Source organism: Amycolatopsis sp. NPDC101161, from assembly GCF_044768185.1.
Taxonomy (GTDB): domain Bacteria; phylum Actinomycetota; class Actinomycetes; order Mycobacteriales; family Pseudonocardiaceae; genus Amycolatopsis.
The window spans coordinates 25,515-37,400 of record NZ_JBIWPI010000008.1; the positions used below are offsets into that span (position 1 = coordinate 25,515).

The 11,886-nt window shown below is 70.5% G+C and carries 10 protein-coding genes; 3 read left to right on the forward strand and 7 right to left on the reverse strand.

Going from position 1 to position 11,886, the window contains the following annotated elements; all coding sequences use genetic code 11:
• The first annotated feature begins 60 nt into the window (after positions 1-60).
• Positions 61-1,503: an ABC transporter substrate-binding protein gene (locus ACIRSS_RS46660; protein WP_400907879.1), complete on the forward strand. Its 1,443-nt coding sequence runs from the start codon at positions 61-63 to the stop codon at positions 1,501-1,503.
• Complete coding sequence (locus ACIRSS_RS46665) at positions 1,500-2,081, forward strand: nucleotidyltransferase domain-containing protein (protein ID WP_400907882.1); 582 nt, start codon at positions 1,500-1,502, stop codon at positions 2,079-2,081. Before ACIRSS_RS46660 ends, ACIRSS_RS46665 begins: the two co-directional genes overlap by 4 nt.
• Before the next feature lie 30 nt (positions 2,082-2,111).
• Here the strand turns inward: ACIRSS_RS46665 and ACIRSS_RS46670 are convergent, their stop codons facing one another.
• Together ACIRSS_RS46670 and ACIRSS_RS46675 are read right to left on the reverse strand one after the other, a co-directional pair.
• Positions 2,112-5,315 (reverse strand): arabinosyltransferase domain-containing protein, encoded by a 3,204-nt coding sequence (locus ACIRSS_RS46670; protein ID WP_400907884.1) that lies wholly within the window; start codon positions 5,313-5,315, stop codon positions 2,112-2,114.
• A 222-nt stretch (positions 5,316-5,537) separates the two neighbouring features.
• Positions 5,538-6,272: an SDR family oxidoreductase gene (locus tag ACIRSS_RS46675; RefSeq protein WP_400907886.1), complete on the reverse strand. Its 735-nt coding sequence runs from the start codon at positions 6,270-6,272 to the stop codon at positions 5,538-5,540.
• A 21-nt stretch (positions 6,273-6,293) separates the two neighbouring features.
• On the opposite strand from ACIRSS_RS46675, the gene ACIRSS_RS46680 reads away from it, so the two are divergent.
• On the forward strand, positions 6,294-6,512 hold the full coding sequence (locus ACIRSS_RS46680; protein ID WP_400907889.1) for a hypothetical protein: 219 nt from the start codon (positions 6,294-6,296) through the stop codon (positions 6,510-6,512).
• Positions 6,513-6,555: 43 nt separating this feature from the next.
• Here the strand turns inward: ACIRSS_RS46680 and ACIRSS_RS46685 are convergent, their stop codons facing one another.
• The 5 genes from ACIRSS_RS46685 to ACIRSS_RS46705 all read right to left on the reverse strand — a co-directional run bounded on the left by ACIRSS_RS46685 (position 6,556) and on the right by ACIRSS_RS46705 (position 11,794).
• The gene (locus ACIRSS_RS46685; RefSeq protein ID WP_400907892.1) at positions 6,556-8,448 is read right to left on the reverse strand and encodes a S8 family serine peptidase; all 1,893 of its coding nucleotides are present in this window, start codon (positions 8,446-8,448) and stop codon (positions 6,556-6,558) included.
• A gap of 162 nt (positions 8,449-8,610) precedes the next feature.
• Positions 8,611-8,823 (reverse strand): nucleotidyltransferase family protein, encoded by a 213-nt coding sequence (locus tag ACIRSS_RS46690; protein ID WP_400907894.1) that lies wholly within the window; start codon positions 8,821-8,823, stop codon positions 8,611-8,613.
• A gap of 301 nt (positions 8,824-9,124) precedes the next feature.
• Entirely contained in the window at positions 9,125-10,516 is a 1,392-nt protein-coding gene (gene lpdA, locus ACIRSS_RS46695) for a dihydrolipoyl dehydrogenase (RefSeq protein ID WP_400907897.1), read from the reverse strand.
• 48 nt (positions 10,517-10,564) lie between these two features.
• Positions 10,565-11,326, reverse strand: coding sequence for a lysophospholipid acyltransferase family protein (locus ACIRSS_RS46700; RefSeq protein ID WP_400907900.1), 762 nt, complete (start codon positions 11,324-11,326; stop codon positions 10,565-10,567).
• A 63-nt stretch (positions 11,327-11,389) separates the two neighbouring features.
• The gene (locus ACIRSS_RS46705) at positions 11,390-11,794 is read right to left on the reverse strand and encodes a nitroreductase family deazaflavin-dependent oxidoreductase (RefSeq protein WP_400907903.1); all 405 of its coding nucleotides are present in this window, start codon (positions 11,792-11,794) and stop codon (positions 11,390-11,392) included.
• Positions 11,795-11,886: the final 92 nt, after the last annotated feature.

Genomic DNA, 11,886 nt, shown 5'->3' on the forward strand with positions numbered 1-11,886 from the left:
CGACGGAGATCAACCGGACACAACCACCTTTGGTTGCCTCCTGACTGGTAGGACTGGCCCATGCGCCTGTTCGCCCTGCTCGCCGTCGTGGCCCTCGCCGTCACGGGCTGTTCCGGCTCCGATCCGGACCGGCCCGGTGTCCTGTCCGCCGGCCTCCGGGAGCCCGCGACGCTCCTGCCCGCCGACGTCACCGACCAGGCTGGCCGGCTGGTGACCGGCGCGCTGTGGACGCCGCTGGCCGACTACGACGCGGCGACCGGGAAGGTCACGCCACGCGCGGCCGAGTCGATCGAGAGCACCGACCGGGTGCACTGGACGGTCAAGCTGCGGCCGGCGAAGTTCCACGACGGCACCCCGGTCACCGCTGAGTCCTATGTAGACACTTGGCGCGCGATCGCCGCTTCGCAGTGGGCGTCGGCATCGGTGCTGACGAAGTTGTTGCGCGCACGGGAGATCACGGCGTCCACTCCGGACACGATCACGCTCGTCCTGGACCGGCCGTCGGGCCAGGTGCCCGCGCTGCTGTCGGCATCGGGCCTGGTGCCGCTGCCCGCGTCGGTGCTCGCGTCGCACGACTGGGCCGGCTTCGCGAAGGCGCCGGTCGGCAACGGCCCGTACCGGCTCGACGGCCCGTGGCGGCCCGGCTCGGGCGGCACGCTCAAGCGCGTCGGTTCCGGCAAGACCGAGGAGATCGACCTGCGCGTCGGCGATCCGGCGGCCCAGTACGACGCGGTCAAGGCGGGCACGCTCGACCTCGCGACCGAGGTCCCGGGCGAGAAGCACGACGCGATGCACGCCGACTTCGGCGACGACCACCACGCGACCTGGGCGCTGCCGCGAGCCGGCTACCTGGCGTTCCCGGTGGCGAACCCCCGGTTCGCCGACGCGACGGTCCGCCACGGTTTCGCGCTCGGCATCGACCGCGCGGCCCTCGAAGCGGGTCCCCTCGCGCACCAGGTCGACCCGGCCAAGGCACTGCTGCCCCCGGCGGACGCGCCCGGCGAGCGATCGGGCACGTGCCGCCCGTGCAGCTTCGACGCGGCGGCCGGTAAGGCGTTGCTGAAGCAAGCTTCCTTCCCGGGCGGCGCGACTGTCTACTTCAGACCCGGCACCGAGGAGTGGACCCGCGCACTCGTGGTCGGGCTGCACAAGTCCCTGGACGTCTCGGTGACGGCCCAGCCCGCCCCCGGCGCGGCGGATGGACCGTCCACACTGGACGTCTCCCTGACCACGGCGAGCCCGTACGAGCTGCTGTCGCTGCTGGCTTCGGCGTCCGGCTACACCGACGAGGTGTTCCGCCAGAACCTTTCGCTGGCCGACGCGGCGGCCACACCGGAGGAGGCGGGCGAGCTGTACCGGCTGGCGGAGAACCAGCTCCTGCGCGACCTCCCGGTGGCCCCGCTGTGGTCGGGCCACGGCCACGCGGTGTGGTCGTCACGGGCCCACGACGTCACGACGACGCCGTTCACCGGCCCGGTGCTCGCGGGGATCGGGGTCTCGTGACCTGGGACCCGGCGCCGCTGCCGGAGGTGGCGGCGCTGTTCTCGCGGGTCCGCGCGCCGTGGTGGATCGCGGGCGGCCACGCGATCGAGCTGGCGGTGGGACACGCGTTCCGGCCGCACGCCGACGTCGACGTGCTGCTGCTCCGCCGCGACCAGGCGGCGGTGCAGGAGGCGCTGCGGTCCTGGGAGTGGTGGGCAGCCGACCCACCGGGCACGCTCCGCCCATGGCGGCCGGGCGAGGTCCTGCCACCCGGAATCGACGATGTGTGGTGCCGCCCATCGGCGTCGGCGCCGTGGCGGATCCAGGTGATGCTCGACGAGTCCGAAGGGAACGAGTGGGTTTCCCGTCGCAATGCCGACGTACGACGGGAAATCGCGCTCTTCGGCACGGTCTCGCCCGACGGTGTCCCGTACCTCGCGCCGGAGGTGCAGTTGTTCGCCAAGGCCGCCGGCACCCGGCCCAAGGACGAACAGGACTTCGCCGCCGTGCTCCCGGTGCTGGACGGCCCCCGGCGACGCTGGTTGGCCGAGGCCCTCGCGAAGACTTACGGCGAGCACCCCTGGCTGGACCGCCTCTGACATCGCGTGGGGCGCCGGGCTCGGAGGTCGCTAGCGCGTGGCCGTGGTCCCGTTCGGCTGCATGGGTCCCGGCCCCGGTGACCACCAGCCCCAGACGGTCTCCTCGCCGTGCACGACGTGGGGTGGCTGCCCGTTGGCGTACGGCTGGACGCGCATCAGCTGGCCCCACGGCTGCCCCGGCGCCCCCTCCAGGTAACTCGGCACTTCGGGCTGGTCGGCCACCTCCTCGAGCCAGCCGAGCGGGCCGCCGTGGGCGCTGCTCGCCCAGTTCGCCTCCGACTGGAGATCACCCGCGGTGATCCGGTACGCCGGTACCTCGGAGATCCCGTCGTGCGACGCCACGGGGTTCATGCGCGGGTACACGAAGGCCGCCGGCCAGTCGAGGTAAACCGGTGCGGCTCCGACCCGCTGGGTCAGCGTCGTGAACGTCGGGATGCGCGGCGCCGTCACGGCGACCCAGCCGTCCGGGGTGACGTCGTCGTCCTTCGCGACCACGCGGACCAGCGTGACGTCCTTCGGCAGGTCACCGATCCCGATCCGCTCGTCGGCCCACTTGCCGGTGCTCGACGGGTCACCGCTCGATTCGGTGTCCGCCCCCGGGGCGTGCACCTGGTCCGACTTGACGACCTCGACCCCCGCCGAGGTCCGCGTGCCGAACTCGAACCAGACGCTCTCCGCCTTGCCGGCCTTGGCCGCCACCGCGACCGCGAGCTGCGCGTCCGCCCGGTTGCCCGGCAGCTGGTACCAGGACGTGCGCAGGCGGCCGGTCCGCTCCTCGGCGCCGTAGCTGCTCCACATCGGCAGGGTGCTCGTGCTCAGCCCGTTCGGCGGGTTGTCCAGCGGGTCGTCGCCGGACTTCGCCCCCGTGTGGAACCCGGCGGAAGTCGTGTCGTTGTCCTGGTCGGCCGGCGGCAGCCCCGGCTTGACCGGCCGCTGCCCGGCCGGCGCGGTCCGCGCCGAAACCGGCTTGAGCACGCTCGAGGCCGGGTCCTTCTCGACCATGACGTGGTCGGAAAGGTTGCCGCTGCTGGTGAACAGGTGCGCCACGTTCGCGGCGCCGAGGCTGTAGCTGTGCCACTGCTTCTGGATCGCCTTGCCCATGCCGGCGAACTCGAACGCCACGACCACGCCGCACACCACGACGAGCGAGATCGAACCGAGCTTCAGCGCGCGCAGCCGTCGTTCCCGCGTCGGCGGTGGCAGCGGCCCCGGCCGCTGCGCCCGCACGTTCTCGACGAACGCGATCACCGCGGCGACCGCCGCCGCGAGCAGCAGCAGGGTCGACAGGTGGTAGCCGTGCAGCGACGGCGCCTTGTCGAACCACGGCACGCCGATGCTCGAGACGAACCAGTACGCGTTCGGCCCGGTCACCGCGAGCGCGGCCACCACCAGCAGCCCGGCCGTGAACGCGGCCCGGTTGCGCTTCGACCGCAGCACCGCCGAGCTGGTGGCGAGCGCGGTGAGCGCGGCCATCGCCGAACCGACCGCCGCGAACGCGCCGAAGTGGTGCGTCCACTTGGTCGGTGTCAGCGCCAGCAGGAGGAAGAACAACGCGGTGGTACCGATCAACCGCCGGGCCGGGCCGAGCGCGGCGCCCTGGATCCGGCCGCGGCGCAGCAGCACGACCAGGCAGGTGCCGGTGCACAGGATGAGCAGCAGCACCGGGAACCGCCGCGTCAGCGAGCCGTCGGCGTTGTCGGAGAACAGCAGCTGGTACCGCGAAAGCTCGTTGTACCAGGGTTCGCTCGGGCCGACCCTGCCGCGCAACCGGGTCGCCTCCGCCACGGTGGCGAACGTCTGGTCGGCGAACACGACGACGAGCACGATGACGCCGGCCGCCGCGATCGGCGCGAGGACCGCCGCCCAGCCCGCTTCCCGCACCCGGGCGCGCAGCAGCTGGACCAGCGGGCGCGCGGCCACCAGGAAGGGCGCCACGGCGATCAGGGCGGTCGGGGTCGCGGCGAGGGCGAACGCGGCGGCCACCAGGCCGAGGCACAGCGGCAGCAAGCGCCGCGTGACGAGCGCCCGTTCGACCGCGCACAGCGCGAGCAGCGAGCCCAGCGCGGCCCACGGCTCGGGGCGCACCCCGTTGTTGAACGGCAGCCACCAGACGAGGAACACCATCGCCGCGGCCCAGCTCGCCGCCGGGCTCTGGCGGACCTGGTTGCCCAGCCGCGGGATGACCTCGCGGCTGATCAGCAGCCAGCAGATCACGCCGATGAGGAACGACGGCAGCCGGATCCACGGCGGCACCGTGGAGACCGTCGCCATCAGCTCGTAGATGTGGTCGTTCCAGCCGAACGGCGCCTCGGCGACCCCGAACCACCGGTGGTAGTTGGTCAGGTAGCCGACCTGCGACGCCACTCTGGCCATGGTCAGGATGTAGCCGTCGTCGGAGGTCACCGGCCCGATGAAGACCCAGGCGCCGAGCACCCCGACGACCGTGAAGTCTCGTTTGGTGAGCTTCCACCAGCCGACCGGCGCCCAGCGGGGCGCCCGCCGCGCGCCGCCGCGATCGAGCCGGTTCACCGCGATCAGGCAGCCGATCAGCGCGAGCACGCCGACGATGCCGACCCCGGTCTTCAACGCCGTCGGCGCGGACTGGTAGCGGGTGTCCGGGGTGATCGACACGCGCAGCCCGGCGATCGGATCGCTCGCCGACGTGATGTCGGTGTAGATCCCGACGACCCGCGGGCGCACGTCGCCGCCCGCGTCGTACACGGGCGTGCCGCCGACGGTCAGTGTGGTGTGCGTCGCCGACGAGGAGAACCGGACGTCGCACCCGGTCGCGGGCAGCGGCTGGCTGGCGACCTGCTGGCCGCGGCTGAACGCGGTCAGCACCCCGTGCTCGACCCGCAGGAACATCCCGGCACCGTTACCGGTGCGCGCGCCCGGAACGGTGGAGAACACGGTGGCGCCGCCCGGCTTGCGCGCGTCGACCGCCCGGATCGTCGGGCACGGCAGGTCGGCGCGCATGTCCTGCGCCCAGTAGCCCGTGAGCGGGGCGTTCACCGGGCGGGTGTCGGTGCCGACGGGCCAGGTGATCTCGGCGGTGTCCTGCACCACCGGGAGGAAGGGGGAGGCGAGCGCGCAGCCCGCGGCGAGAATTCCCAGCACGATCACCAGCCGGCGCCACAACCGGGTATTCGTCCGGTTCGCGGCGCCGGTGCCGGGTCGCCCTGAATGGGGCACCTCGGCGGAGATGAACGTGGATATTCCGCCGACCGTCTGCATCGGGCGGACGCTATCACGCTGTTCGAGGGTGGATCGGAACCCCTCCTAACCGATCCCGATCGACTGGCGTCGCGCGAGCGGCACTGCGGTTTCCCTTGCTGCGCCTTACAATCGCGGCCGCGCCGCTCGCCGGTTAATTCGGTGCGAACATCCGGCGACCGCGCCGGAGGATTGTGAACGGTGCGTTTCGGAATGTCCGGTACATCCGGGAATTCGAGCGTGCTAACCGCGTCCGATGAACGGCATCGTGGTCGCGGTGATGGTGAGGAACTGCACATTGGCGTCCAGCGGCAGCCCCGCCATGTACCGCACGGCATCCGCGACGTGCTCGACGTCGAACGTCGGCTCCGCCACCACCCGGCCGTCCGCCTGCGGGATGCCCGCGGCCATGCGCTCGGTCATCTCCGTGGCCGCGTTGCCGATGTCGATCTGTCCGCACGCGACGTTCCACGCGCGGCCGTCCAGGGAAATCGAGCGGGTCAACCCGGTCACGGCGTGCTTCGTCGCGGTGTAAGCGACGCTCGCCGGGCGCGGGACGTGCGCCGAAATGGATCCGTTGTTGACGATCCGCCCGCCGCGCGGGTCCTGGTCGCGCATGAGCCGGACCGCCTGCTGCGCGCAGAGGAACATCCCGGTGAGGTTGACGTCGACGGTCCGCTTCCAGTCCTCGACGGACAGATCCGCGACGGTCCCGGCGGCCCCGATACCGGCGTTGTTGAACAGCAGGTCGAGCCGCCCCCACTGCTCGCGCACCGCGGCGAACAAGGCGACAACCGAGTCCTCGTCGGCGACGTCGGTGGGCACGACGAGGGCGCCGTCGAAGCCGGCCGCGGTTTCCTCGAGAGCGGCCGCGCGCCGCCCGGCCAGGGCCACGGACCAGCCGTCGGTCAGCAGGGCGCGGGCCACCGCCCGCCCGATCCCCGACCCGGCTCCGGTCACCACCGCTGTCTTCGCCATTTCGCCTCCTAGACCGCGTCCATGGGACTTCGCGAGAGTTTCCGAGCCGGGCTCGCCCGGCAACTCGGCCACCCTAGCGGCCTGCGGGGCCGGATCGTCGGCGCGATGCTCGACCGCCGGAACCGGGCGGCGGTGGTCAAGGCGGTCGCGGCGATCGAGCTGACCGGCGGTGAAACGGCGGTGGACATCGGATTCGGCGGTGGGCTCGGCTTCCGCCTGCTGGTCAGCGCGCAGAAATAAAGAGGGCCCGGCGAAAGCACCGGGCCCTCTTCCGCGGAAAAACCTACTTCGGCTGGACACCCAGCGCGGCCAGGGCCGGGCCGGCCATGATCACGCCGTTGCCGGTCACCGTGTCGAACCCGGGCGCGCCCAGGTCGATGGCCGAGGACACCAGCGCCGACCGGATCTCGGCCGGCGTCGCCGTCGGCTTGCCCGACAGCAGCAGGGCCGCGATCGCCGCCGCGTGCGGGGCCGCCGCCGAGGTGCCGAAGAACGGCTGGAAGCCGGTCACCGACGTCGACACGCCGTCCGCCGCGGTGATATCCGGCTTGCTGCGGGTCGTGCCGCCCGTCGAGGACACGTTGCCCGGCGTGATCGCCGTGCCGTCCGCGTTGTAGAACAGGTGGCGCTTGCCGTCGGAGGAGAAGCGCTCCCACTTGCTCGACGCGCTGAACAGGCCGGGGTACGGACCCGCCGGGTTGGCCGGGTCACCCGTCTCCAGCGGGCGGCTGAACGCGCCCGCCGCCGGGGCCGCCGCCACGCTGAACGCGTTCGCCGCCGACGAGTGGCCGTTCGTGACACCGTTGGTGCTGAACGCCTTGAGCGAACCCGAAGCCACGAACCGGCCGCGGATGACGTTCAGCGCGATGAACCGGTCGGCGCCGCTGTACTTGACCACCGCGACCTTGTAGCCGGAGCCGGTGCTGGGCACGTTCGCGATCTCGTACGGGTTCTGCGTGCCGGTCTGGCTGTTCTCGCTGGAGGCCACCACGCTGCCCGACGAGTTCAGGATGAACAGGTCGTAGTCGTTGGCGGACTTGCCCCACGGGTCGGACCAGAACAGCGTCACGGGCTTGCCGAGCGAGCCGGCCGACAGCGCGTCGAAGTTCTGCGTCGTGCTGCTGGGGTCGAAGTCGTGCGGGGTGCCGGTGACACCGCTGATCTTCGACGAGGACGCGCGGAAGTCGCCCTCGTAGTAGCCGCTGGTGCCGTCGGTCGCGTTGCCCGAGTTGCCGGCCGAGGAGAAGTACAGGACGCCGGCCGCGGTGACCTCGTTGACCGCCTGCGCGACCTGCGTGTCCTGGAACGGCGACTCGTCGAAGTAGGCGACGTCGTCGACGATGATCGTGCAGTGCCCGGTGGTCCGCAGCGCGCGGATGTTCGCGGCGAAGCCGGCCTCGCTGGTGAAGGCGGTGGCGAAGCCGAGGGCGGCGTTCGGCGCGAGGTCGTGGATGATCTCCAGCATCGCGGTGCCCTCGTCGCCGCTGCCCTTCTGGCCGGACAGGACGTCCACAGTGGGCAGTTCGCCGGCGCTCTGCGACTTCGCGAGCGAGTCGACGCCGTCGGAGAGCACGCAGACCTTCACGCCGGATCCGCTGACACCGTAGGTGGCGCGGGCGGCGTCGGCACCGTGGGCCTTGTCGCCTTCGGACACCTGGGTCGCGGCAGCGGCCTGCACGGCGGCATCCCGGTTGGCCGGCTCCCGCCAGGTGGTCGCCTGCGAAGCGGGCCGGACCTCGGCGACATCGGCGCGCCCGGCGATGGCATCGACGGCGGCCAGCGGCAGGTCGGCGCGGACGGCGCCAGCCGCGGCATAGCGGACGGAGCCGCCGGCGGCCTTGACGGCGTCCGCGACGGACTGGTCACGGCTGGCGGCGATGTCGACGGAGACGGTGCCGGCGGTGCTGACCCCGACGCCGGAGCGGTAGTCGGGCAGCTTCGCGGCGAGGGACCGATCGGCCCGCAACCGCTTCTCGACGACGAGCTGGCTCGATTGCTTGCGCTCGGCAGGGGTCAAGCTCTTCTTGATGCTTTGCAGAGCGTTGATGCCCGCCTCGGTCCGCGCGGCGGCGGCGTCCACGGTGGACGGCTGAGCCACGGAAACCCCCGTGGTCAGCAGCAAGGCGCCAACCGTCAGCGGAACCGCGTGCGCGGCGACCCGGCTGAATCTCACCATCGATTTCTCCCTGAAGGCACTCGGCCGTATGACACCCAACCGGGTGTAATGGGGAGAATCTAAGGAGTGACCGCCCGGTGGTCCACCGACCAAAGTCGGGAACGTCCCGGCGCCCACATGCTGGAACGATCAGGCAAACATGAGAACGATTCCAATCGCCGGTCACCAGCTGGGCGAGGTCAAGACGGTGAGCTCGGGCCAGCGTTCCTTCCACCGGACGGCTTTGCGTTCGAAGACTTCCCGAGGCGCGAGCACGGGGTTGGGCCGGACGACCAGGCCGAAGAGATCGTCGAGGCCGTGCGGAGCGTAGAAGTGCCACGAGCCATCAAGCGCAACCCGAACCCCAACGCACGAGCAGACGGCCGGGGCAGGCAAGAAACACCGAACTTGGCTTCGTACCAGAGATGCACGCGAGCCTCGTTGCGCACTTGAACGTCAACGGGAAGCCCAAGGCAGGCATCGCCCAACGGCCCGAACGTCGACAAGAAGATCGTTGCGCAGGAGAAGACCCCGAAGCCGATCGAGGTCTGCCAGGGCAACCACGAGCCCACACCTCCCCGGCCCCGATACGAAGCCGCAGTACACGGCCGGCGAGCCGGGTCAAGGCACGCTTTCCCGCCTTGACGCGGCTCGCCGGCCGTAGTGACAATCAGGCATCGGGGCGAAGCACGAAAAGTCACATATTGATCATGTGCCCGGCAAGCCCGTGAACAGCTTCCTTGACAGCCTCACCCAAAGTCGGATGAGCATGAACGTTCCGAGAAACCTCGTGAACGGTCAAATCCCACTGCTGAGCCAAAGTCAACTCAGGAAGCAACTCAGTGACATCAGGCCCGATGAGATGCCCCCCGATCAACTCCCCATACCGAGCGTCACTGATCAGCTTGACGAACCCACCAGCGTCCCCCAGCCCCTGAGCCTTCCCATTGGCGGTGAAGGGGAACTTGGCGACGCGAACGTCAAACCCCTTCTCCCGAGCCTGAGCCTCGGTCCACCCGAAACTGGCGATCTGCGGCTGACAGTAAGTAGCCCGGGGAATCATCGGAAAGTCGAGCTCCATCGTCTCGACACCGGCGATGGTCTCCGCGGCGACAACACCCATCGACTCGGAAGCGTGCGCCAGCATCAGCTTCGCGGTCACATCACCGATGGCGAAGATGTGCGGAACGTTGGTACGCCCCCGCCCATCGATGGCGATGGCACCCCGATCGGTAAGAGCAACCCCGGTCTTGTCGAGCCCGTACCCCTCGACGCGAGGCTGGAACCCGATGGCCTGAAGAACTTTGTCGGCGGAGAGAACCTGCTGCCCGTCCTTCTCCGAAGACACGGTCACCTGCACCGAGGAACCGGAGTCATCGATCGACTCGACCCGAGTCGAAGTGAGCACCTTGATCCCCAGCTTGCGGTACCGCCGAGCGAGCTCTGCCGAAACCTCGGCATCCTCCAGCGGAACGATCCGGTCGAGGAACTCGACGATCGTGACGTCGACCCCGTAGTTGCGCAGCACGTAAGCGAACTCGACCCCGATGGCACCGGCACCGGCGATCACGATGCTCGAAGGCAGCTCACTGGACAGGATCTGCTCTTCGTAGGTGACCACCCGCGAACTACGCGACGTACCCGGAAGCAACCGGGTGGTAGCGCCCGTAGCAATGATGCAGTGGTCGAAGGTGATCTGCGAGCCGTTCACCTCGAGGGTGTGGTCGTCGACGAACGTCCCGTGCCCGTCGAACTCGGTGATCTTGTTCTTCTTCATCAAGAAGTGCACGCCCTTGACGCGTCCGTCGGCGACCTTCCGGCTCCGCTCGTAAGCGGCCGTGTAGTCCACCCGGATCGGACTGTCGGACGAGATCCCGAACGCCGACGCCTCCTGGGTCACGATGTGCGCGAGCTCGGCGTTGCGCAGCAGCGCCTTGGACGGGATGCACCCGACGTTCAGGCACACCCCACCCCAGTACTTCTCCTCGACCACGGCGGCGCTCAGCCCCAGCTGGGACGCGCGGATCGCCGCGACGTAGCCGCCCACCCCGGCCCCCAGCACGACGACATCAAAGTGTTGTGCACTCATGAGCCGAAACTACCCCCATCGAGACGCGCGGGCGGGGTGACGCGGACCTCACGCGGCGACGGGCCGCTCCTCGCCGCGGATCGTCTCCAGCAGCGACGTCACCGCGCCCATGATCCGGGCCGTCGCCTCCTCCAGCACCTCGCGGGTGAGCGGGCGGTCGCGCAGGTCCGACAGGTCGACCGGCGCCCCGGCCACGAGCTCGACGGTCTTGCGGGGGAACACGCGCGGGAACCACGCCGTCGACGGCAGCAGGCGGTGGGTGCCCCAGTTGGCCACCGGGATCACCGGCGCGCCGGTTTCGAGCGCGGCGCGCACGATGCCCGTCTTGCCGCGCATCGGCCAGCCGTCCGGGTCCGTCGAGAAGGTGCCCTCCGGGAAGACCGCGACGCACTCGCCGGCCCGCACGGACGACACCAGGTCGCGGTAGGCCTCGGCGGCCGTCGCCGCGCCGCGGTACACCGGGATGTGCCGCCCCGAGCGCATCACGCGCCCGACCACCGGCAGGTTCCACAAGGACGCCTTCGCCAGGTACCGCGGCACGCGGCCGGCGGCGAGGCAGAACGCCGTGAGCGTCGTCGGGTCGGCGAACGACAGGTGGTTCGACGCCACCAGGACGCCGCCGGTCTTCGGGATGTGTTGCGAGCCCCGCACCCGGAAGCGGGTCGTCTGGGCGAGGAACTGCCAGACGACCTCGATCGCGAAGCTGTACCAGGCGCCCCGGCCGGCGCGGGCGAAGCGCCGGCCGTAGGCGATCATCTGGCGTCGGGTGAGCAGCTCACCTTCGGTGTCCAGGGCGGTCCAGCGGTCCATGGCTGTCATTCGTAGCCGACGGACGGCCGGATCGGCCCCCGCGCCCGCGGAACGCGGCGCAGATCACAGTCGCTCGAGCACCACGACCGGGATCTCGCGGTCGGTCTTCTTGGCGTACTCGTTGTAGTCCGGCCAGACGGCGGCGAGCTTTTCCCACAGCTTCGCGCGCTCCTCGCCCTCCGCCGTGCGGGCGCGGGCCTTGAACTTGTCGGCCTTGACCTGCACGCCGACCTCGGGGGTCTCGAGGAGGTTGTAGTACCAGCCGGGGTGGTTCGGCGCGCCGCCCTTGGACGCCACGATCACCGGGTTGCCGTCGACTTCCTGGTAGATCAGGGCGAACTTGCGCTCCTGCCCGGTCTTGCGGCCCTTGGTGGTCAGCACGAGCGCCGGGACGCCGTCCTTCCAGTCGTGGCCGACCTCGCCGTCGGTCTCCTCGTAGCGGCGGACGTGCTCGTCACCGAACAGCATGCGTGGTTCCTTTCGCGGTCATCAGTGCAGTGGCATACAAACCACTTGAAGGTTCTCCTTGTTTTCAACACACCCGCGGCCCCCGATCTTCC